Annotated in this window: 16 protein-coding genes; 14 read left to right on the forward strand and 2 right to left on the reverse strand. The window is 61.6% G+C overall.

Translation table 11 applies throughout. The features are described 5' to 3' along the window. Positions 1–19: 19 nt before the first annotated feature. From ACP7A2_RS00165 to ACP7A2_RS00215, 11 genes are all read left to right on the forward strand, one after another. Positions 20–1426, forward strand: coding sequence for an NAD(P)/FAD-dependent oxidoreductase (locus ACP7A2_RS00165; RefSeq protein ID WP_426132573.1), 1407 nt, complete (start codon positions 20–22; stop codon positions 1424–1426). A gap of 26 nt (positions 1427–1452) precedes the next feature. Continuing rightward, positions 1453–1794, forward strand: coding sequence for a cupin domain-containing protein (locus tag ACP7A2_RS00170; RefSeq protein WP_426132574.1), 342 nt, complete (start codon positions 1453–1455; stop codon positions 1792–1794). 60 nt (positions 1795–1854) lie between these two features. Beyond that, entirely contained in the window at positions 1855–2934 is a 1080-nt protein-coding gene (locus ACP7A2_RS00175) for a polyamine ABC transporter substrate-binding protein (protein WP_426132575.1), read from the forward strand. Between the two features lie 678 nt (positions 2935–3612). Further along, positions 3613–5046 (forward strand): serralysin family metalloprotease, encoded by a 1434-nt coding sequence (locus tag ACP7A2_RS00180; protein ID WP_426132576.1) that lies wholly within the window; start codon positions 3613–3615, stop codon positions 5044–5046. Positions 5047–5094: 48 nt separating this feature from the next. After that, complete coding sequence (locus ACP7A2_RS00185; RefSeq protein ID WP_348057148.1) at positions 5095–5463, forward strand: protease inhibitor Inh/omp19 family protein; 369 nt, start codon at positions 5095–5097, stop codon at positions 5461–5463. Between the two features lie 103 nt (positions 5464–5566). Next, positions 5567–7318 carry a type I secretion system permease/ATPase gene (locus ACP7A2_RS00190; RefSeq protein ID WP_426132577.1) on the forward strand — a complete coding sequence of 584 codons (1752 nt, stop codon included), beginning with the start codon at positions 5567–5569 and terminating at the stop codon, positions 7316–7318. Further along, complete coding sequence (locus ACP7A2_RS00195) at positions 7315–8616, forward strand: HlyD family type I secretion periplasmic adaptor subunit (protein WP_426132578.1); 1302 nt, start codon at positions 7315–7317, stop codon at positions 8614–8616. Before ACP7A2_RS00190 ends, ACP7A2_RS00195 begins: the two co-directional genes overlap by 4 nt. A gap of 2 nt (positions 8617–8618) precedes the next feature. Beyond that, the gene (locus tag ACP7A2_RS00200) at positions 8619–9953 is read left to right on the forward strand and encodes a TolC family outer membrane protein (RefSeq protein ID WP_426132579.1); all 1335 of its coding nucleotides are present in this window, start codon (positions 8619–8621) and stop codon (positions 9951–9953) included. 30 nt (positions 9954–9983) lie between these two features. Further along, entirely contained in the window at positions 9984–12941 is a 2958-nt protein-coding gene (locus ACP7A2_RS00205) for an autotransporter domain-containing protein (protein WP_426132580.1), read from the forward strand. Between the two features lie 72 nt (positions 12942–13013). Then, positions 13014–16121, forward strand: a complete 3108-nt coding sequence (locus tag ACP7A2_RS00210; protein ID WP_426132581.1) for an autotransporter outer membrane beta-barrel domain-containing protein — start codon at positions 13014–13016, stop codon at positions 16119–16121. A gap of 107 nt (positions 16122–16228) precedes the next feature. Next, positions 16229–17659 (forward strand): polyurethane esterase, encoded by a 1431-nt coding sequence (locus ACP7A2_RS00215; RefSeq protein ID WP_426132582.1) that lies wholly within the window; start codon positions 16229–16231, stop codon positions 17657–17659. Between the two features lie 15 nt (positions 17660–17674). Here the strand turns inward: ACP7A2_RS00215 and ACP7A2_RS00220 are convergent, their stop codons facing one another. After that, positions 17675–17929, reverse strand: a complete 255-nt coding sequence (locus tag ACP7A2_RS00220; RefSeq protein ID WP_426132583.1) for a hypothetical protein — start codon at positions 17927–17929, stop codon at positions 17675–17677. A gap of 176 nt (positions 17930–18105) precedes the next feature. On the opposite strand from ACP7A2_RS00220, the gene ACP7A2_RS00225 reads away from it, so the two are divergent. Beyond that, positions 18106–18270, forward strand: a complete 165-nt coding sequence (locus ACP7A2_RS00225; protein WP_164487936.1) for a hypothetical protein — start codon at positions 18106–18108, stop codon at positions 18268–18270. A 254-nt stretch (positions 18271–18524) separates the two neighbouring features. Here the strand turns inward: ACP7A2_RS00225 and ACP7A2_RS00230 are convergent, their stop codons facing one another. After that, the gene (locus tag ACP7A2_RS00230) at positions 18525–18749 is read right to left on the reverse strand and encodes a YgdI/YgdR family lipoprotein (protein WP_426132584.1); all 225 of its coding nucleotides are present in this window, start codon (positions 18747–18749) and stop codon (positions 18525–18527) included. Between the two features lie 188 nt (positions 18750–18937). On the opposite strand from ACP7A2_RS00230, the gene ACP7A2_RS00235 reads away from it, so the two are divergent. Both ACP7A2_RS00235 and ACP7A2_RS00240 read left to right on the forward strand, forming a co-directional pair. Beyond that, positions 18938–20584: a VRR-NUC domain-containing protein gene (locus ACP7A2_RS00235; RefSeq protein WP_426132585.1), complete on the forward strand. Its 1647-nt coding sequence runs from the start codon at positions 18938–18940 to the stop codon at positions 20582–20584. After that, entirely contained in the window at positions 20581–22836 is a 2256-nt protein-coding gene (locus ACP7A2_RS00240) for an ATP-dependent DNA helicase (protein WP_426132586.1), read from the forward strand. Before ACP7A2_RS00235 ends, ACP7A2_RS00240 begins: the two co-directional genes overlap by 4 nt. Positions 22837–22891: the final 55 nt, after the last annotated feature.

The raw sequence follows: 22891 nt of genomic DNA on the forward strand, positions 1-22891 counted from the left end.
CAGGGTTGGGGAGCTTGGCATGCCGGCATGGCGCAACATCAGTTTATGGATGGACCAATTGGACGACCCGCTATTGGCGCGGCCGTCCCTGGAACATGACCTGGACGTCAACGTGGCCATTGTCGGCGCCGGTTACACTGGTTTGTGGACGGCTTACTACCTGAAGCGCCAGGCGCCCGAGCTGAACATCGCGATTATCGAAGCACAGACCGCCGGTTTCGGTGCGTCGGGGCGCAATGGCGGCTGGCTGATGGGCAACCTGCTCGGTGAAGACCGCTTGTTGGCCGGCCTCAACCCCGAGCAGCGCCGCGCCTCGTTCGACTTGCTGCACGCCATCCCCGACGAAGTGGCCCAGGTTCTGGCCCGCGAAGGCATCGATTGCGACTACCGCAAGGGCGGCGCGCTGTATTGCGCCGCGCGCTACCCCGAACAGGAAGGCAGCCTGCGCCGTTACCTGGACAAACTCCACGCCCAGGGGCTCACCGAAGACGATTACCGCTGGCTGAGCCCCCAACAGTTGGCCGAGCAAATCCGCATCGCCAAGCCCTATGGCGGTATTTATGCACCCCATGTCGCGACCATTAACCCCGCCAAACTGGTGCGTGGCCTGGCGCGAGTGGTTGAGCGCATGGGCGTGACGATCTACGAAAACAGCCCCGTCACCCAGTGGCAATCCGGCAGTTTGCGCACGGCCAAGGCCAGTGTGCGTGCGGGGTGGGTGGTGCCGGCGGTGGAGGGTTACGCCAACACCTTGCCGCCGCTGGGGCGTTATCAGTTGCCCGTGCAAAGCTTGATCGTCGCCACCGAACCGCTGCCCGCCAGTACCTGGGATGAAATCGGCTTGAGCCACGGCCAGGCCTTTGGCGAAAGCAGCCGCCAGGTCACCTACGGCCAGCGCACCGCAGACAACCGCTTGGTGTTCGGTGCCCGTGGCGGCTATCAGTTCGCCGGTAAATTGCGGCATGACTTCGATCTGACTGACAGCGAAGTGGAGCTGCGTCGCTACCTGTTCGGCGAACTTTTCCCACAGCTCAAGCGGGTAAAGATTACCCATTCCTGGGGCGGCAACCTTGGCATGTCGCGCAATTTCCGACCGCACATGCTCTGCGACCACACAACCGGCATCGCCCTGTCTGGCGGTTATGGCGGGGAGGGCGTGGGCGCCACGCATCTGGGAGGCCGCACCCTGGCAGACCTGATCCTGGGCCTCGACACGCCGCTGACGACGCAGCCATGGGTGATCCGCGAGCGCGGCTTGGACGCGCTCAGGGCCTGGGAGCCCGAGCCATGCCGTTGGCTGGGCTACAACGCGATCATTCGCAGTTTTGTGCATGAAGACCAAGTGTTGGCAAACCCCAACACCGCGCCCTGGCGTCGCAAATTGGCGACGGGCGTAGCCGGGTTCATGGAAGGCTTCATGCATTAATTCGTTTCACTCACACGAGAAGTCCCATGAGCATCACTCACTTTAAAAACGCGCTGAATGCCCACCTGCCGGATTCTTCACCGGTGCTCGTGCCCTTGGGCGAACCGGTCGCCGTGGCATCGACCTTCAGCGTGGAACGCACCGACGGCGTCGAAACCGGCATCTGGGAATGCACGCCAGGCCGTTGGCGTCGGCAGATCAAATCCCAGGAGTTCTGCCACTTCATCAGTGGTCGCTGCACCTTTACCCCCGACAACGGTGAACTCGTCCACATAGAAGCCGGTGATGCACTGATGTTGCCGGCAGACAGCACCGGTATCTGGGATATCCAGGAAACCGTGCGCAAAACCTACGTACTGATTCTGTAACGCTTTGATCCTTGATCGCCTGCCATAAAAACAGCCCTAAAACCGCCAGGAAATCGAACCATGAAAGCCATTGCCCTGTTGCCCTTGATGTTGGTGGCCTCTATCAGCCAGGCCGCCGAGACGGTGAAGATCTACAACTGGTCGGATTACATCGCGCCGGACACCACCAAGAACTTCCAGAAAGAGACCGGCATCGGTTTCACCTATGACGTGTACGACAGCAACGAAACCCTCGACGGCAAGTTGATGACCGGCAAATCCGGCTATGACGTGGTGTTTCCCTCCAACCATTTCATGGCCCGGCAGATTCAAGGCGGCGCGCTGAAAAAACTCGACAAGAGCCAGTTGCCGAACTGGAAAAACCTCAACCCGGTGCTGCTCAAGGCCCTGGAAAACAACGATCCCGGCAACGCCCATGGCTTCCCGTACCTGTGGGGCAGCACGGGCATCGGCTACAACATCGACAAGGTCAAGGCCGTGCTGGGCGACAACGCGCCGGTGGATTCCTGGGACCTGATCTTCAAGCCCGAGCACATGGCCAAGTTGCAGAAATGCGGCGTGGCAATCCTCGATAACGGCCCCGAACTGCTGCCGGCCGCGCTGAATTACCTGGGCTTGCCGCACCACAGCAAAAAGGCCGAGGACTACAAAAAGGCCGAAGACCTGCTGATGAAAGTGCGGCCATACGTGGCGTACTTCCACTCCTCGAAATACACCGCAGACCTGGCCAATGGCGACATTTGCGTCGCCGTCGGTTTCTCCGGCGACATCCTGCAAGCCGAAAGCCGTGCCAGGGAAGCCAAGAATGGCGTGAACATCGGCTACAACATTCCCAAGGAAGGTGCCGCGATCTGGTTTGACATGGTCGCCATGCCCGCCGATGCCCCGGACGAAAAAGCCGGTTACGCCTTCATGAACTACCTGCTGCGCCCGGAAGTGATGGCGAGCATCACCAACTACGTGCACTACGCCAACGGCAACAGCGCAGCCGACAGCCTGGTGGACCCTGCGATCAAGTCGGACACCAAGGTGTACCCGAGCCCGGAAATGATGGGCAAGCTGTTTGCACTGGAGGCGATGCCGTTGAATGTCGACCGTATTCGCACGCGGGTGTGGAACACCATTCGGACCGGCAGATAGGTCTGAGGCAGCGGGGTAAAGCTGTTGTGGTGAGCAGGCTTGTTGTGGCAAGTGGGATTGTTGTGGCGAGCGGGCTTGTCGTGGCGAGCGGGCTTGCCCCGCGTTGGGCTGCGAAGCAGCCCCAATCAGCCTGAGCGCGGTGTATCAAGTTGTACTCTATCGCCTGGTTTCAGGGCCGCTTCGCGCCCCAACGCGGGGCAAGCCCGCTCGCCACGACAGTCCCGCTCACCACAACAAGCTCACTTGCCACAACAAGCCCACTTCCCACAGGTGTCGCATACCCCAAACCAGATGGCACTATGTCCCGGTAATAGGGGGCAAGTTTAATAACTAGTGTAAGTAGTGGCTCTTTAATGTTGCCAATGACACCGTGACAATATATTGGATCCATTATCTAAGTGCGCCATCCGGCAAGGGCGGCTTTAGCGCTATTTAATATTTAAATATCAGTGCGCAGAATTCTCTCGGGCAAACCCAGTAGCCCCCAATAAACATTGCGCGCGACTTCCTCAAGTTGAATCTACGTCACATTTTCAGCACGGAAATATGTGTAGACGAAAGATTTCAAGTTGTGTCAGTTTCGATACGCCTTCAAAAGAGGCGAGTGATAGGACGATCTCGCCCGCGAGGTTCCTATCGATCAAAGACTGATGCACTTGCAAACAAGGAAGTACGTTTATGTCAAAAGTAAAAGACAAAGCTATTGTTTCTGCTGCGCAAGCCAGCACTGCTTACTCGCAAATCGATAGTTTCAGTCACCTGTACGACCGTGGCGGTAACCTCACGGTCAATGGCAAACCGTCCTACACCGTCGACCAGGCAGCGACTCAGCTGCTGCGTGACGGCGCCGCGTATCGGGACGCTGATGGCAACGGCAAGATCGATCTGACCTACACCTTCCTGACCTCGGCGTCCTCGGCCACCATGAACAAACATGGCATCTCCGGGTTCAGCCAGTTCAACACCCAGCAGAAAGCACAGGCCGCACTGGCCATGCAATCCTGGGCGGATGTCGCCAAAGTGACCTTTACCGAAAAGGCCACCGGCGGTGACGGGCACATGACCTTCGGCAACTACAGTGGTGGCCAGGACGGCGCGGCGGCCTTCGCCTACCTGCCCGGCACCGGTGCAGGCTACGACGGCACGTCGTGGTACCTGACCAACAACAGCTACACGCCGAACAAGACCCCGGACCTGAACAACTATGGCCGCCAGACCCTGACCCACGAAATCGGCCACACCCTGGGCCTGGCTCACCCTGGCGACTACAACGCCGGGAATGGCAACCCAACCTACAACGACGCGACCTATGGACAGGACACGCGCGGCTACAGCCTCATGAGTTACTGGAGCGAGAGCAACACCAACCAGAACTTCAGCAAAGGCGGGGTTGAGGCTTACGCTTCCGGCCCGCTGATCGACGACATTGCCGCGATCCAGAAGCTCTACGGTGCCAACTACGCCACCCGCGCCAGCGACACCACCTACGGGTTCAACTCCAACACCGGGCGTGATTTCCTCAGCGCCACCTCCAACGCCGACAAACTGGTGTTCTCGGTGTGGGACGGTGGCGGCAACGACACCCTGGACTTCTCCGGTTTCACCCAGAACCAGAAGATCAACCTCAATGAGACCTCGTTCTCCGACGTTGGCGGCTTGGTGGGCAACGTGTCCATCGCCAAAGGCGTGACCATCGAGAACGCCTTCGGCGGTGCGGGTAACGACCTGATCATCGGCAACAACGCTGCCAACCTGATCAAAGGCGGGGCCGGCAACGACCTCATCTACGGCGGTGGCGGGGCGGACCAACTGTGGGGAGGCGCCGGCAGCGACACCTTCGTGTACGGTGCCAGCTCCGACTCCAAGCCGGGTGCCGCCGACAAGATCTTTGACTTCACCTCGGGTTCGGACAAGATCGACCTGTCCGGTATCACCAAGGGTGCAGGCCTGACCTTCGTCAATGCGTTCACCGGGCATGCCGGCGATGCTGTGCTGAGCTATGCCTCGGGTACCAACCTGGGCACCCTGGCTGTCGACTTCTCGGGTCACGGCGTGGCGGATTTCCTCGTCACTACCGTTGGCCAGGCAGCCGTCAGCGACATCGTGGCGTAATGTAAAACGCGCGGCGCTCCGGCGCCGCGCTCCGGGATGGAGCCCCAAATGCCGCGTTTTTCTCATTTGATCGCCTGTGTCACACAGGTGTTGTTCGTATCGGCAGGAGCCCAAGCAATGGCGAGCAGTCTCGTATTACCCACCACGGCCCAACTGGCCGGGCACTGGGAGTTGAAGCAGCAGGGCCAGGTCTGCGCCCTCGACCTGCTGGAGCAGGCAAATGCCTTGGCCGGCGATGTGGCCTGCGTCGAACAATGGCTGGGCGATAAGCCCCTGACGTGGTCGCCGACCCCGGACGGCATCTGGCTGATGAATGCCGAAGGCAGCGGCATTACCCATCTAAATCGCCAGAAAGAAGGCGAATATAAGGGCCGCACGCCGTCAGGCACAGAAGTTGTACTGCAACGAACACCCTGATTAACAGTTATAACCTTATAACTTGATTTATTAGTTGGCCGTCCCTTATTCAGGGGCCTGGGCAACTATTGCGCGTCATTCGCTTCAAGGAAGACAAAAAGATATGGCGAAGTCCCGTGCCGTTGCGCCCTTATTCAAGGCGTTGGGTGAATACAAGAGCATTTTGATCAGCGTTGGCTGTTTCACGGCATTAATTAACCTGCTGATGCTGGTGCCGTCGATTTACATGCTGCAAGTGTATGACCGTGTGCTGTCCTCCCAGAATGAAACCACCCTGGTGATGTTGACGCTGATGGTCGTGGGCTTCTTTGCCTTTATCGGCACGCTGGAAGTCGTTCGCAGTTTTATCGTGATCCGTATCGGCAGCCAGTTGGAGCGGCGTTTCAACTTGCGCGTGTACAAGGCCGCCTTTGAACGTAATTTGAAAAGTGGTCAAGGGCACGCCGGGCAATCCCTGGGCGACCTGACCCATATCCGCCAATTCATCACCGGCCCGGCGCTGTTCGCGTTTTTCGATGCACCGTGGTTTCCGATCTACCTGTTCGTGATTTTCCTGTTCAACGTGTGGCTCGGGGTGTTGGCCACGGCGGGGGCGGTGCTGTTGATCGCACTGGCGTGCCTCAACGAATACCTGACCAAAAAGCCCCTGGGCGAGGCCAGCGGTTTTTCCCAGCAGTCGACCCAGTTGGCCACCAGCCACCTGCACAACGCCGAGACCATTCAGGCCATGGGCATGCTTGGCGCGCTGCGCACACGCTGGTTTGCCGTGCATTCGCAGTTTCTCGGCTTGCAGAACACGGCGAGTGACACCGGTTCGGTGATCACATCACTGAGCAAGAGCCTGCGCCTGTGCTTGCAGTCTTTGGTGTTGGGCTTGGGCGCCTTTCTGGTGATCAAGGGTGAAATGACCGCCGGGATGATGATTGCCGGCTCCATTCTCATGGGCCGTGTGCTCAGCCCCATCGACCAACTGATTGCCGTATGGAAACAGTGGAGTTCGGCCAAGCTGGCGTACCAGCGGCTTGACGAATTACTGCGCGAATTCCCGCCTGAAGCCGAGCAGATGGCATTGCCGGCGCCACAGGGCCACGTGAGTTTCGAGCAGGTCAGCGCGGGCCCGCCGGGCAAGCGTATGGCGACGTTGCACCAGGTGAGCTTCAACCTCGGCGCGGGCGAAGTGCTCGGCGTGCTGGGCGCCTCGGGCTCGGGCAAATCTACCCTGGCCCGTGTGCTGGTGGGCGTGTGGCCAACACTGGGCGGTACCGTGCGGCTGGACGGCGCCGATATCCATCGCTGGGACCGCGATGACCTCGGCCCGCATATCGGCTATCTGCCCCAGGACATCGAACTGTTCAGCGGCAGCATCGCCGACAACATCGCGCGCTTTCGTGATGCCGACCCTGCGCGGGTCGTGCAGGCGGCGCAACAAGCTGGCGTGCATGAACTGATCCTGCGCCTGCCTCAGGGTTACGACACCGTGCTGGGCGACAACGGCGGCGGCCTGTCGGGCGGCCAGAAACAGCGGGTTGCCCTGGCCCGCGCGCTGTATGGCGGGCCGCGCCTGATCGTGCTGGATGAGCCCAACTCCAACCTCGACACCGTCGGCGAGGCCGCCCTGGCCAGCGCCATCATGCAGATGAAAGCCCAGGGCAGCAGTGTGGTGCTGGTCACCCACCGTTCCTCGGCGTTGGCCCAGGCAGACAAGTTGCTGGTGTTGAACGAAGGCCGTTTGCAGGCGTTCGGGCCAAGCCAGGAAGTGCTGCGCGCGTTGTCCGGGCAACAAGAAGCCCCTCGAGAAAAGGCTGGCGTGAGCCTTAGCCGTCAGTATTCAGCCGGAAGGAATCCAGGCGCATGAGTAGCCTTACTTTTGAACAGCGTGACGCCGGGTTTTTCGTAAAAATGGGCTGGCTGCTGACGATCGTCGGCGCCGGTGGCTTCTTCCTCTGGGCCAGCCTGGCGCCTCTGGACCAGGGCATCCCGGTGCAGGGCACGGTGGTGGTGTCCGGCAAGCGCAAGGCCGTACAAACCTTCAGCCCCGGCGTGGTCAGCCGGATTCTGGTGAAGGAGGGCGAGTTGGTAAAGCAAGGCCAGCCGCTGTTTCGTCTGGACCAGACCCAGAACAAGGCCGACGTGCAGTCCCTGCAAGCCCAGTACCGCATGGCCTGGGCCAGCGTGGCGCGCTGGCAGAGCGAGCGCGACAACCTTTCCAGCATTACCTTTCCCGCTGAGTTGAGCGCCAACCCCGACCCTGCGCTTGCGCTGGTGCTGGAAGGCCAGCGCCAACTGTTCAGCAGCCGCCGCGAAGCCTTTGCCCGTGAACAGGCGGGGATCCGCGCGAACATCGAAGGCGCCACCTCGCAACTGGGTGGCATGCGCCGTGCTCGCAGTGATTTGTCGAATCAGGCCCAATCCCTGCGTGATCAACTGGCCAACCTGCAGCCCTTGGCCGACAACGGCTATATCCCGCGCAACCGCTTGCTCGATTACCAGCGCCAACTGTCCCAGGTGCAGCAGGACCTGGCGCAAAACGCTGGCGAGAGCGGCCGAGTGGAGCAGGGCATTCTGGAATCACGCCTGAAGTTGCAGCAGCACGGCGAGGAGTATCAGAAGGAAGTGCGCAGCCAACTGGCCGACGCGCAACTGCGCAGCCTGACCCTGGAGCAGCAACTCACCTCGGCGGGCTTTGACCTGCAACACAGCGAAATCAACGCACCGGCCGACGGCATTGCAGTCAACCTGGGCGTGCACACCGAAGGCGCCGTGGTGCGTGCCGGTGAAACCCTGCTGGAAATCGTGCCCCAGGGCACGCGCCTGGAAGTTGAAGGGCATCTGCCGGTGCACTTGGTGGACAAGGTCGGCGCTCATTTGCCGGTGGATATCCTGTTTACCGCCTTCAACCAGAGCCGCACCCCACGCGTGCCGGGTGAAGTCAGCCTGATTTCCGCCGACCAGATGCTCGACGAAAAAACCGGCCAGCCTTACTACGTGCTGCGCACCACCGTCAGCGAGGACGCGCTGGCCAAACTCCACGGCCTGGTGATCAAGCCCGGCATGCCCGCCGAGATGTTCGTGCGCACCGGCGAGCGCTCCTTGCTCAATTACCTGTTCAAGCCGCTGCTCGATCGCGCCGGCTCCGCGTTGACCGAGGAATGAGCATGAAGTCAGTGTTCATTTCCCTGCTGTTGGCCTGTGGCAGTGCCCAAGCAGCCATGGGCCCGTTCGATGTGTACGAGCAAGCCTTGCGCAACGATCCGGTGTTTCTGGGCGCCATCAAGGAACGCGACGCGGGCCTGGAAAACCGCACCATCGGCCGCGCCGGGCTGCTGCCCAAGCTGTCGTACAACTACAACAAGGGCCGCAACAATTCCGAAGCGCACCTGCCGGACGGGCGCGGCGGCAGCTATCGCGACGACCGTAACTACAACAGTTACGGCTCGACCTTCAGCCTGCAACAGCCGCTGTTCGACTACGAAGCCTATGCCAACTACCGCAAGGGCGTGGCGCAGGCGCTGTTTGCCGATGAAAGCTTTCGTGACAAGAGCCAGGCGTTGCTGGTGCGGGTGTTGAGCTATTACACCCAGGCGCTGTTTGCGCAGGACCAGATCGACATCGCCCGCGCCAAGAAGAAGGCTTACGAACAGCAATTCCAGCAAAACCAGCACCTGTTCAAGCAGGGCGAGGGCACGCGCACCGACATTCTGGAGGCCGAATCGCGCTATGAACTGGCCACCGCCGAAGAGATTCAGGCGCTGGATGAACAGGACGCGTCCTTGCGGGAATTGGGCGCGTTGATCGGCGTGCAGAGCGTCAACATCAACGACCTCGCGCCGCTGAACCAGAGCTTTGCCGCCTTCACCCTGACCCCGGCCAATTACGACACCTGGCACGAACTGGCGATCAGCAATAACCCGACGCTCGCGTCCCAGCGTCAGGCCGTGGAAATAGCGCGGTATGAAGTCGAGCGCAATCGCTCCGGGCACCTGCCCAAAATCACCGCCTACGCCAGCTCGCGCAAACAGGAGTCGGACAGCGGCAACACCTATAACCAGCGCTACGACACCAACACCATCGGCATCGAAGTCAGCATGGCGCTGTATGCCGGTGGCGGTATCTCAGCCTCCACCCGCCAGGCCAGCCGTGGCATGGAGCAGGCCGAGTACGAGCTGGAAGGCAAGACCCGCGAAACCCTGATCGAGCTGCGTCGCCAATTCAGCGCCTGCCTGTCGGGCGTGAGCAAGCTGCGCGCCTACCAAAAGGCCCTGACCTCCGCCGAAGCGCTGGTGGTGTCGACCAGGCAAAGCATCCTCGGCGGCGAGCGGGTCAACCTCGATGCGCTGAACGCCGAGCAGCAGCTTTACAGCACCCGCCGCGACCTGGCGCAGGCGCGTTACGACTACCTGATGGCCTGGACCAAATTGCACTACTACGCGGGCAACTTGCGCGACACCGAGCTGGCCAAGGTGGACGAGGCTTTTGGCCCAGTGAAATGAGCACCTATAAAAACAATAAGGATGGTTTAAATGATCACCGATTCACCACGCTTCAAACCCTTCACCGCAGGCTCGTTGCTGCTGTTGTCCGTTGCGGCACAGGCGGCTTACACCGAGACCGGTCAGCCGGGTAACCCCGCCAGCTGGCGTTCCGCCGAGTTCCAGAGTGACTGGGGCCTGGGTCGCATGAAGGCAGATGAAGCCTACGCCGCCGGCATCACTGGCAGTGGTGTCAAAATCGGCGCCCTGGATTCGGGCTTTGATCCCACGCACCCGGAAGCCTCCAAAGAGCGTTTTCACGCGGTCACCGCCACTGGCACGTATGTCGACGGCAGTGCTTTCAGCACCACCGGTGCGCTCAACCCGAACAATGACTCCCACGGCACCCACGTCACCGGCACCATGGGCGCGGCGCGCGACGGCGTGGGCATGCATGGCGTGGCCTATAACGCGCAAGTCTATGTGGGCAACACCAACGCCAACGACAGCTTCCTGTTTGGCCCGACCCCGGACCCCAAGTACTTCAAAGCGGTGTACAGCGCCCTAGTGGATTCCGGCGCGCGCGCGATCAACAACAGTTGGGGCAGCCAGCCGCCGAATGTTAGCTACCAGACCCTCGGCGACCTGCACGCGGCCTATGCCCAGCATTACAACCAAGGCACCTGGCTCGACGCGGCAGCGGACGTGGCCAAGGCGGGCGTCATCAACGTATTCAGCGCCGGCAACAGTGGTTACGCCAACGCCAGCGTGCGTTCGGCGCTGCCGTATTTTCAGCCGGAGCTGGAGGGCCACTGGCTCGCCGTGTCGGGGCTGGACAAGGCCAATAACCAGAAATACAACAAGTGCGGCATCGCCAAGTATTGGTGCATTTCCACCCCCGGTGCGCTGATCAACAGCACGGTTCCTGGCGGTGGCTATGGCGTGAAATCCGGCACCTCAATGTCGGCGCCCCATGCTACCGGCGCGTTGGCGCTGGTGATGGAACGCTACCCCTACATGACCAACGAGCAAGCGTTGCAGGTGCTGTTGACCACCGCGACCCAGCTCGACGGCTCGATCACCCAGGCGCCGAATGCCATTGTCGGTTGGGGCGTGCCGGACCTGGGCCGCGCAATGCGCGGGCCGGGGCAATTGCTCGGTGCCATGAACGTGAATCTGGCCGCAGGGCAGGGCGATGTGTGGAGCAATGGCATCACCGATCAGGCCTTGATTCAGCGCCAGGCAGAAGACCGCGCCGAGCACGCCGCGTGGCAGCAAACGCTGATCGACAAAGGTTGGCAAAACGGCGTGGGCGCGGCTGCCAGCCAGCAGGATCAAACCGATTACGCCGTCGGCACGGCGCGTGACTTGGCTGGCGCGAGCCGCGTGTATGAAGGCAGCCTGATCAAATCCGGCGCGGGCAGTTTGGTGTTGAGCGGCGACAGCACCTATCGCGGCGCCACCACGGTTAACGGCGGCTTATTGGCCGTGAACGGCTCGCTGACCTCGGCGGTGACCGTGAACAACAGCGGCACCCTCGGTGGCTCCGGGCGTATTGGCGCGTTATCGGTGAATAACGGCGGCACCGTGGCGCCGGGCAATTCCGTGGGCACCTTGCAGGTGGCGGGCGATGTGAACCTCGGCGCGGGCTCCACCTATGCGGTGGAACTGACGCCCACCAGCAGTGACCGCATTGTTGCAGGCGGCAAGGCTGTTCTGGGCGGCGGGGCGGTGACCCTGGCGCTGGAAAACAGCCCGACCTTGCTCAGCCAAAGCCAGGCCCAAAGCCTGATCGGCCGCCAATACAACATCCTGCAAGCGGCGGGCGGCATTCAGGGGCAGTTCGGGCAAGTGCTGCCTGACTACCTGTTCATCGGCGGTTCGCTCGACTACGCGGCCAATGGCGTGCAGCTCAATGTGGGGCGCAACGACACCCGCTTCGCCAGCGTCGCGGCCAATCGTAACCAGCGCAATGTCGCAGCCGCCGCCGAGCAATTGGGCGCGGGTAATCCGGTGTACGAAAGCGTGCTGCAGTCGGATTCCATCGCCACCGCGCAACAGGGTTTGCAGCAGCTCTCCGGTGAAATCTATCCGGCGATGGGCGCGATGCTGATCAACGACAGCCTGCAGCTGCGCGAAGCCGTGGGCGAACGCCTGCGTCATGTGCCGGTCACCGGTGAAAGCAACCTGTGGCTCAAGGCGCTCGGCGCCTGGGGCAAGGCCGACAGCCGCAACGAAACGGCAGGTTCCACCACCTCCATCGGCGGCCTGTTGGCCGGTGTGGACGGCGCGCTGGACGAGCAAACCCGCGTGGGTGTGGTCGCTGGCTACAGCGACAGCTCACTGAACATGGGCAGCGGCACGCATTCGTCGGCCTCCGTCGACAGCTACCACTTTGGCGCGTACGCCGGGCGTGAACTGGGCGACTGGCGCGTCAGCGTCGGCGGTGCCTACAGCTGGCATCGCGGCGACGTGAAACGTGACCTGCAATACGGCGAAGTCAGCGGCAAGCAAAAAGCCAAACTGGACGCGCGCACGGCGCAGTTGTTTACCGAGGCCGCCTACCGCATTCACCTGCAACCCCTGGCGCTGGAACCGTTCGCCAACCTCGCTTACGTGCACCTGGACAGTGATTCGTTCCAGGAAAAAGGCGATGCCGCCGCGCTGGAACGTGGCAGCGATCGACGTGATGCGCTGCTCAGCACCCTCGGTATGCGCGCGTTGAAAACCCTTCCCTTGAATGACCACCAGCGGCTGGAACTGTCCGGCTCGCTGGGCTGGCAGCACAGCCTGACCGCTGTTGAATCCGAGGAGCACCTGGGGTTTGTCGCGGGCGGGCCGTCGTTTGCCGTGCGCAGTACGCCGTTGCTGCGTGACGCCGCCCTCGTCGGCGTGCAGGCCAGCCTGGCGCTGAGCCCGAGCACCCGGGTGAACCTGGATTACAACGGCCAGTTGGGTGGCCGCGAGAAAACCCAGGGCGTGGGCTTGAGCCTGAACTGGCAGTTCTAAACAACACTGCTTCCACAGTTGGGTGGAGATGATTTTCAAATAAGTGCAATAAGAAAACTAAGGAAGGTCACCGTGAACAAACGCAAGTCAGGGTTAACTATCGCCACTCACACAGGCCCGGGCTACCCGCTCAAGGCTTTGAGCTGCGTGCCATACGGCGCGCTGCTGTGCTGCCTGGCAAGCCTGGGGACCGCCCAGGCCGCACCCTATGTGGAAACCGGAAAACCGGGCGACGCCGCGAGTTGGCGCAGCAACGAGTTCAAGGCCGATTGGGGCCTGGGCGCGGTGCATGCAGACGACGCCTACGCCGCCGGCTACACCGGCAAGGACGTGAAGCTGGGGATCTTCGACCAGCCGGTGTACGCCCAGCACCCGGAATTCGCCAGCCCAAACAAAGTGGTGACAGTGGTCACCGAGGGCATTCGCCAGTACACCGACCCGTACATCCCGGTGAAGGCGGGCGATGCGTTCCGGTATGACGGCACGCCGTCCAAAGACTCCAACGGCAAGTTGGGTAACCACGGCACTCACGTCGGCGGGATTGCCGCCGGTAACCGCGATGGCGGGCCGATGCACGGCGTGGCGTTCAACGCGCAAATCATCACCGCGGAAAACGGCGACCCGGGGCCGGAAGACGGGATCATCCTCGGCAACGACGGCGCGGTGTACAAGGCCGGTTGGGACGGGCTGGTCGCCAACGGCGCGCGGATCATCAACAACAGCTGGGGCATCGGCATCGGCGATCAGTACGCCAAGGGTGGTCGCGATCCGGCCTTCCCGAACTTCACGGTGAATGAAGCGCAGGCCCAGTTCAACGTCATCCGGCCGCTCCTCGGCACCCTCGCCGGCGGTGCTTATCAGGGGGCAATCGATGCGGCGCGCAGTGGCGTGCTGACCATCTTTGCGGCGGGCAACGATTACAACCTGAACAACCCGGATGCGATGTCGGGCCTGGCGTACTTTGTACCGGAGATCGCGCCGAACTGGCTGTCGGTCGCGGCCTTGCAGCAAAACCCGAACACCGCGAGCCCTGATCCCTACGTAATCAGCACGTTCTCTACGCGCTGCGGTTATGCGGCGAGCTTTTGCGTGTCGGCGCCGGGCACCAAGATCTTCAGTTCGATCATCAACGGCACCGACCTGAACAACCTCACCAATGACTGGGCCAACAAGAACGGCACGTCCATGGCCGCGCCCCATGTGGCCGGCGCTGCGGCAGTGCTGATGGAGCGCTTCCCGTACATGAGCGGCGAGCAAATCTCCACGCTGCTCAAAACCACCGCCACTGACCTGGGCGCACCGGGCATCGACGCGCTGTACGGCTGGGGCATGATCAACCTGGGCAAGGCGGTCAACGGGCCGGGAATGTTCGTCACCGCTGAAGACATTCCGGCCGAGTTCCGCATCGACGGTGCGTATGGCAGCGGGCAGTTTGTCGCCGACTTGCCAGGGGTTGGCGCTGTGGTGGACGCCGGCAAGCCGACTCAGCGCCTGTGCACCGACGTGCATTGCGGGCGCGATGTGTGGAGCAATAACATCGCCGGGCATGGCGGCCTGACCAAGCAAGGTATTGGCACGCTGGTGCTGACCGGCACCAACACCTACAGCGGTCCGACGCTGGTCAACCAGGGCTTGCTGGCGATTAACGGGTCGGTCATCTCCGACGTTACCGTCAGCCAGAGTGGCGTGCTGGGCGGCTCCGGGCGCATCGGTTCGCTGAGCGCGAAAAGCGGCGGCACCGTGGCGCCGGGCAACTCCATCGGTACGCTGAATGTGGCGGGCAATGTGACCTTCGACGCGGGCTCGACCTATGCGGTGGAATTGTCGCCGACAAGCAGCGACCGCATCGTCGCGGGCGGTACCGCCACGCTCAACGGCGGCACCGTGACCCTGGCCCTGGAAAACAGCCCGACGCTGTTGACCAATGCCCAGGCGCAGAGCCTGATCGGTCGTCAGTACAGCATCCTGCAAGCAGCGGGCGGGGTGACCGGCAGCTTTGCGGCGGTGGTGCCGAACTACCTGTTTGTGGGGGGCACATTGAACTACGCGCCGACCGGCGTGCAGCTGGATGTGGTGCGCACCAACAGCTTTGCCAGTGTGGCCACCACGCCCAACCAGCGTGCCGTGGCAGCGGCGGCCGACCAGTTGGGCGCAGGTAACGCGGTGTATGAAAGCCTGCTGCTGGCGCCGACGGCGGCCTCGGCCCAAGGGGCCTTCCAGCAACTCTCCGGTGAAGTTTACCCGGCGCTGGAAAGCGCGCTGGTCAACGACAGCCGTTACGTGCGTGAAGCCGTGGGCGAGCGCCTGCGCAATGGCGAGATGGGCGCGAGCAGCCAAACCGTCGACAGCCGTGGCAACGTCTGGGTCAAGGCGTTGGGCGCCTGGGGCAAGACCGATAGCCGCAGCGACACGGCGGGCTACACCACGTCCATCGGCGGCATGCTCGCGGGTGTGGACGGCGCGCTCGACGACTCAACGCGCATCGGTGTCGTGGCGGGTTACAGCGATACGTCGCTGAACATGGGCAGTGACACCCACAGCCGTGCCTCGGTGGACAGCTACCACTTTGGCGCGTACGCCGGCCATGAAATCGGTGCCTTGCGTTTGAGTGGTGGCGCGACCTACAGCTGGCACCGGGGTGACGTAAAACGTGACTTGCAATACGGCGACGTCGCCGGCAAGCAGAAAGCCAAAGTCGACGCGACCAGCACTCAGGTGTTTGGTGAAGCGGCGTACCGCGTGAACCTGCAACCGCTGGCACTGGAACCGTTCGCCAACCTGGCCTACGTGCACCTCAATACCGATGGTTTCACCGAGAAGGGTGATGCTGCCGCGCTCAAAGGCCACGACGATACCCGCGATGTGGTGCTGAGCACCTTGGGTGTGCGCGCGCTGAAAACCTTCAATGTGAATGACCATCAGCAGCTTGAAGTGTCCGGCACCCTGGGCTGGCAGCACAACCTGAGCAGCACCGATTCGGAGCAGCACCTGGCGTTTGCCTCGGGCGGCCCGTCATTTGCGGTGGAAAGTGCGCCGATGGTGCGTGATGCGGCGCTGGTCGGTGCACGGGTGAGCCTGGCGTTGAGCAAAGACGCACGGCTGAACTTTGACTACAACGGTTTGCTCGCAAGCAAGGACAAGGTACACGGGGTGGGGTTGAGCCTCGACTGGGCGTTCTAAAAAAACTGTGTGTGGGAGCTGGCCAGCTCCCACACAAGTCCTGTTCCCAAACAAGCTAATCAGTGTTTTCGCTTTCTCTACAAATCCAACAAAAGAGAGGCACTACCATGGGTATCTTTGACTATAAAAACCTCGGAACCGAGGGCTCGAAAGCATTGTTCGCCGATGCCATGGCGATCACGTTGTATTCCTACCACAACCTGGATAACGGCTTTGCCGTAGGCTATCAGCACAACGGCCTCGGGCTTGGCTTGCCGGCCACGCTGGTGGGTGCGCTGCTCGGCAGTACGGATTCACAAGGTGTGATTCCCGGCATTCCCTGGAACCCCGATTCGGAAAAAGCCGCGCTTGATGCAGTGCACAAAGCCGGATGGACGCCGATCAGCGCCAGCACCCTGGGCTACGCCGGCAAGGTGGATGCGCGGGGGACTTTCTTCGGCGAAAAAGCCGGCTACACCACGGCGCAGGTCGAGGTGCTGGGCAAGTACGACGGTGCGGGCACGTTGCTGGAAATCGGCATCGGCTTTCGCGGTACCTCGGGACCTCGGGAAACCCTGATCAGCGATTCCATCGGCGACCTGATCAGCGACTTGCTCGCGGCCCTGGGACCCAAGGATTACGCGAAAAACTATTCCGGTGAAGCGTTTGGCGGCTTGCTCAAAAACGTCGCTGACTATGCCAGCGCCCACGGCCTGAGCGGCAAGGATGTGGTGGTCAGCGGCCACAGCCTGGGCGGGCTGGCGGTCAACAGCATGGCGGACTTGAGCACCCACAAATGGTCGGGCTTCTACAAGGACGCCAACTACGTGGCCTATGCCTCGCCGACCCAAAGCGCCAGCGACAAGGTGCTGAACATCGGCTACGAGAACGACCCGGTATTCCGCGCGCTGGATGGCTCATCCTTTAATCTGTCGTCGCTGGGTGTGCACGACAAACCCCACGAGTCGACCACCGACAATATCGTCAATTTCAGCGACCACTACGCCTCGACGCTGTGGAATGTGCTGCCGTTTTCCATCGTCAACCTGCCAACCTGGGTCTCGCACTTGCCCACCGGTTATGGTGACGGCATGACGCGGATTCTCGAATCGGGTTTCTACGACCAGATGACCCGTGACTCCACGGTGATCGTCGCCAACCTGTCCGATCCGGCGCGGGGCAACACTTGGGTGCAGGACCTCAACCGCAACGCCGAGCCCCACAAGGGCAACACCTTCATCATCGGCAGCAACGGCAATGACCTGATCCAGGGTGGCAAGGGCGCCGACTTGATCGAAGGCGGCAAGGGCAACGACACGATCCGCGACAACAGTGGGCATAACACCTTTCTGTTCAGCGGCCACTTCGGCAATGACCGCGTGATTGGCTACCAGGCTAGCGACAAGCTGGTGTTCAAGGATGTGGAGGGGAGCACTGCACTGCGTGACCACGCGAAAGTGGTCGGCGCCGATACAGTGCTCACCTTTGGCGCCGACTCGGTGACGCTGGTGGGCGTCGGGCATGGCGGCTTGTGGGCGGATGGCATTTCCATCAGCTGATAAAACACGCAGCCCCTACCAGCCGCGGTGCCAGTACGGTCGGTGGGGGTAGCCATAACCATATCCGTAGACGTGATGCGGGTAGTAATAAGGCCGTGGCGCGTAGCCCCAATGCCCGTAATACACCGGCGGCGGCGGGCCTTGCACCACGACCACCCGTGGCGGCTGGCGAATAATGATGGTGTCTGCAAACGCTGGCGCGCTCGCCAGCGCTGCCAGGGTCAGAGGGATCAGGAAAAGGGCGCGTAGTGCTCGGGGCATGCGTGCCATGGCAGTGGTTCTCCGTTCTGCGCCTTCAGAGATGAAGGCGGCTTGACGGTTAAACGGCGCAGCGCAGGAAATCCTTCGGTAAATAAAACTTCACTGAACAGGGCGACGGATTGCAGCGGCTCGGACGTTCAATCACTAACCGCGAGAGGGTTCGCGCGTCATGTGAGGAGCTGAGTATGTCCCGACTTCGATTATTGCTATGCGCCCTGGTACTGCTGGGGCTTGGTGGATGTGCGGTGTACCCGGCCTACCCAGGCCCGTGCTGTTACCGCCCGTACTACCATTCGTACTATTACCATCCCTACTATCACCCGTATTACCACCCGTACTACCGGTATTAAAAGCCAGCCCAGGTAGAACCGGCGACAAGCCACCCCCCTGTGGCGAGCGGGCTTGCCCCGCGTTGGGCTGCGAAGCAGCCCCAAAACCAGTTGCCGAAGAGTGCCTGACTCACCGCATTCATCCCTTGGGGCTGCTTCGCAGCCCAACGCGGGGCAAGCCCGCTCGCCACAACGAAGGTGTCGGCCTCAACAGGCCAATTCGGCTGCGACTGAGACCCAAAAAAAAGCCCCGCATTTGCGGGGCTTTTTCGTTGTCAGTCTGCTTTGCGTACCGTCGCCACGTCATCGGCCTTGATGCGTAAGTGCTTGCCAGCGATGTCGGTGAATTCGTAAAAGCCATCAGCTGTTTTGGTCTTCGGCGAATCCTTGGTCAAATACTGCGTGCCGTTTTGCAACGTGACCACGGTTTGCGTCGAGCAACCGGCCAATACCAGAAAAGTGAGTGCAACCAGTGGCAGACCCAAATTCTTCATGTTCATAACCCTTACCTTTAACCCTGAATTGTCCTGCAGCCATAGGCCGCAAGCAGCAAATGTTACGTGATCAACCCCCACATCTGATCATTTTTATACAGAAAGTTGCGTGCGCCACTTATCTATTACCGATTGCAACAAGACGGTTGCAACGGCACTCTGTATGCATAACCAGTACTTGAACAGCGCGCGACATGGCCAACCCACTCGACGACCCCCTGTATTACCTGCATAACTTCCGCCAAGTGCTGTCGTGGCTGGGGCAGCGTTATGCCGATTTGCTTGATGCGGACGAATCGCGATTTATTCAGCAATTTGACAGGTTGCCCCAGGCCTCCCAGGCGTTGCTGGTGCGCATGGTGATGCGCAAAGGTGCGCATTTTCGCGCGAGCAAACTCAATTACCTTGAAATTGGCTGCACCCGCACGGCCGCGCTGGCGTTGGTGGAACTGGGTTGGGTCGATGACAGCGGCCTGCTCACGTTTGACGAGCTGTTCACGCTGTTGCAGAAAGGCGAAATTCTCGGGACGTTCAAACCCTGGATTGACCAACCCAAGGGCAAAAAGGCGGATTGGCTGGAGACGCTGGCGACACACTTCCCCGACCGCCGCAGTTTCGCCCAATGGTGCCCGCAGTTGAGTGATGCGCTGTACAGCCTTACCGTGATGGACCTGTGTGACCGACTGCGCCTGATGTTCTTCGGCAACCTTTATCAGGATTGGTCGGAGTTCGTACTGGCTGACCTGGGCATCTACACCTACGAAAAAGTCGAGTTCTGCGCCGAATCCCGTGGCCTGCGTAACCGCGATGACGTGCACGGGTTTCTGTTCCTGCACGGGTGCCAGCAGGCGTATGAGGCGGGTGAAGCGCTGGAGGGCGTGCTGGCGCAAATCGCCACGTTGCACACCGACAACCCCTGGCTGGAAAAACGTCGCGCCAAACTGCTGTTTCAGGTTGGCCAATATTGCGAGCGCAGTGCCGAGCTGGATCTGGCGCAGCAGATTTACCGCCAGTGTGCCTACCCCGGCGCGCGCTCGCGGCTGATCCGCGTGCTGGAACGCCAGGAACACTATGCCCAGGCCATGGCCCTGGCGTGCACCGCGCAACAGGCTCCGGAAAGCGCCGCCGAAGCACAGCATGTGTTGCGCGTGTTGCCCCGCCTGCGGCGTAAGTTGGGTGAACCGGCGCTGCCAAAGACCAAGCCCCGGGAGGTCACGCGCCTGGACCTGGCGCTGGCGATCCCTGAGCCGCTGATGTCGGTGGAATACTGCGTAAAGGCGCACTTGAGTGAGCCGGATGCGCCCGTGCATTACGTCGAAAACGGGCTGATCAATTCACTGTTTGGCCTGCTGTGCTGGGAAGCGATTTTCGCGCCGCTGCCGGGCGCGTTTTTCCACCCGTTCCAGCGCGGGCCGGTGGACCTGCACAGTGAGGATTTCCATCAGCGCCGCGCCGACCTGTTCGCAGCGTGCTTCGAGCAACTGCAGGATGAGCGCTACAAGGCCACCATCCGCCAACGCTATGCGGACAAATGGGGCATCCAGTCGCCCTTCGTGTTCTGGAACCTGTTGGGCGAAGAGTTGCTGGAGCAAGCCCTGGAGTGTCTGCCCGCCGAACACCTGCGCTATTGGTTTGAACGGTTGCTGCTGGATATTCGCGCCAACCGCACCGGCATGCCGGACCTGATCCAGTTCTGGCCCGCGCAAAAAACCTACCGCATGATCGAGGTCAAAGGCCCCGGCGACCGTTTGCAAGACAACCAACTGCGCTGGCTCGAGTTTTGTGGTGAATACCAGATGCCGGTCACCGTGTGTTACGTGCGCTGGGCAGAACCCGCTTGAGTTACAGCGTCGCCGTGCGGGCGCTGTGTGAGTTCACGGCCAAGGTCGGCGACCTCGACCTGCGCTTTACGCCGTCACCCAGCGCCCAGGAAGGCATCGTCGGGCACCGCACGGTCGCGTCCCGGCGCAGCGCGCATTATCAGAACGAGGTGGCCCTGGAAGGTGAGTACCAGCAGCTCAAGGTGCGGGGCAGGGCGGACGGCTACGACCCGGACAGCAACCGCCTGGAGGAAGTGAAAACCTATCGCGGCGACCTCGACGCCCAGCCGGCCAACCACCGCCAATTGCACTGGGCGCAGGTCAAAGTGTACGGCTGGCTGATGTGCCAGAAGCTGGGGCTCAGTGAAATCGACTTGGCGCTGGTGTATTTCGACATCGTCGGCGAGGGTGAAACCTTACTGAACCAGCGCTTTCAGGCTGCGCAGCTCGAACTGTTTTTTAATCAGCAATGCGCGCTGTTTCTCGGCTGGGCCGAGCGCGAAATGCAACACCGCGACGCGCGTAATGCCGCCGCCCAAGGCCTGGCGTTCCCCCATGCCGCGTTTCGCCCCGGCCAGCGTTCTTTGGCCGAAACCGTCTACAAGGCCGTCAGCACCGGCCGCTGCCTGATGGCCCAGGCGCCGACCGGCATCGGCAAAACCGTCGGCACGATTTTCCCGATGCTCAAGGCCCTGGCGCCCCAGCAGTTGGACAAAGTGTTTTTCCTCACTGCCAAGACCCCCGGCCGCAAATTGGCGCTGGATGCCGCCCAAGTGCTGTACGACAGCAGCCCCGAGTTGCCGCTGCGCGTGCTCGAACTCGTCGCACGGGACAAGGCATGCGAACACCTGGATAAAGCCTGCCACGGCGACTCCTGCCCGTTGGCCAAAGGCTTTTACGACCGCCTGCCCGCCGCTCGCACAGCCGCTTCCAGCGTCAGGTTGCTCGACCAGCGCAACCTGCGCGACGTAGCCCTGGCCCATGACGTGTGCCCGTATTACCTGAGCCAGGAAATGGCGCGCTGGAGCGACCTGGTGGTCGCCGACTACAACTACTATTTCGACTTTGGCGCCATGCTGTTCGGCCTCGCCCAGCTCAACGGGTGGCGCGCCGCCGTGCTGGTGGATGAGGCGCATAACCTGGTGGAACGTGCGCGCTCGATGTACAGCGCGAGCCTGGATCAGTATCGTCTCAAGACCCTGCGCGACGCCGCGCCCGAGCCGCTCAAGAAACCCCTGCAACGCTTGAACCGCGAATGGAATGCCCTGCACAAGGACCAGCTCGCGCCGTATCAGGCTTACGCTACTCGGCCGGAAAAACTGCTGCAGGCCTTGAGCCTGTGCGCCAGCGCCATGGGCGATTATTTCAACGACCACCCCGAAGCCCTCAGCGGCGACCTGCAAGCCTTCTATTTCGACGCGCTGCAATTCGTCAAAGTGGCCGAGCTGTTCAATGAACACTTCATCTTTGATATCAGCAAGCGCGAGTTCGGCGGCAAGCGCAGCGCGTCAACCCTGTGCCTGCGCAACGTGGTGCCCGCCGAATTCATCCGCCCCAGGCTGACCGCCGCGCGCAGCAGCGTGCTGTTTTCCGCCACCTTGAGCCCCCGCCATTACTACGCCGACTTGCTCGGCCTGCCGGCCGACACCGCATGGGTGGATGTGGAGTCGCCCTTCAAGGCCGAGCAACTGCAGGTGCGCATCGTCGATGAAATCTCCACGCGTTTTGTGCATCGTCAGGCCTCGCTGGAGCCCATCGTTGAACTGATCGCCCGGCAATTTGCACAACGGCCCGGCAACTACCTGGCGTTTTTCAGCAGCTTCGATTACCTGCAACAGGTGGCGCAATTGATGGCCGAGCGGCACCCGCAGGTGGCGCTGTGGCTGCAATCACGCGGCATGGCCGAGGCCGAGCGCCAGGCCTTTCTCGACCAGTTTACCCAGCACAGCCAGGGCATCGGCTTTGCGGTGCTGGGCGGTGCGTTTGGTGAAGGCATCGACTTGCCCGGCGCTCGCTTGATCGGCGCGTTTATCGCCACCCTGGGATTGCCGCAACTGAACCCGGTGAATGAGCAGATGAAAGCGCGCATGGGCATGATTTTCGGCTCCGGCTACGACTACACCTACCTGTATCCCGGTATTCAAAAAGTCGTGCAGGCGGCGGGCAGGGTGATCCGCAGCCAGCAGGATGAGGGCGTGGTGATGCTGATCGATGACCGCTTTGGCGAGTCGCGCGTGCGCCAGCTATTGCCTCGGTGGTGGGCGGTAGACTGAGTTATTCCTGCCATCAATGATGCTGGCTGCGCCACGCGCAATCCTGCACGCTGCT

Source organism: Pseudomonas sp. PWP3-1b2 (assembly GCF_049896045.1).
GTDB lineage: Bacteria > Pseudomonadota > Gammaproteobacteria > Pseudomonadales > Pseudomonadaceae > Aquipseudomonas > Aquipseudomonas antarctica_B.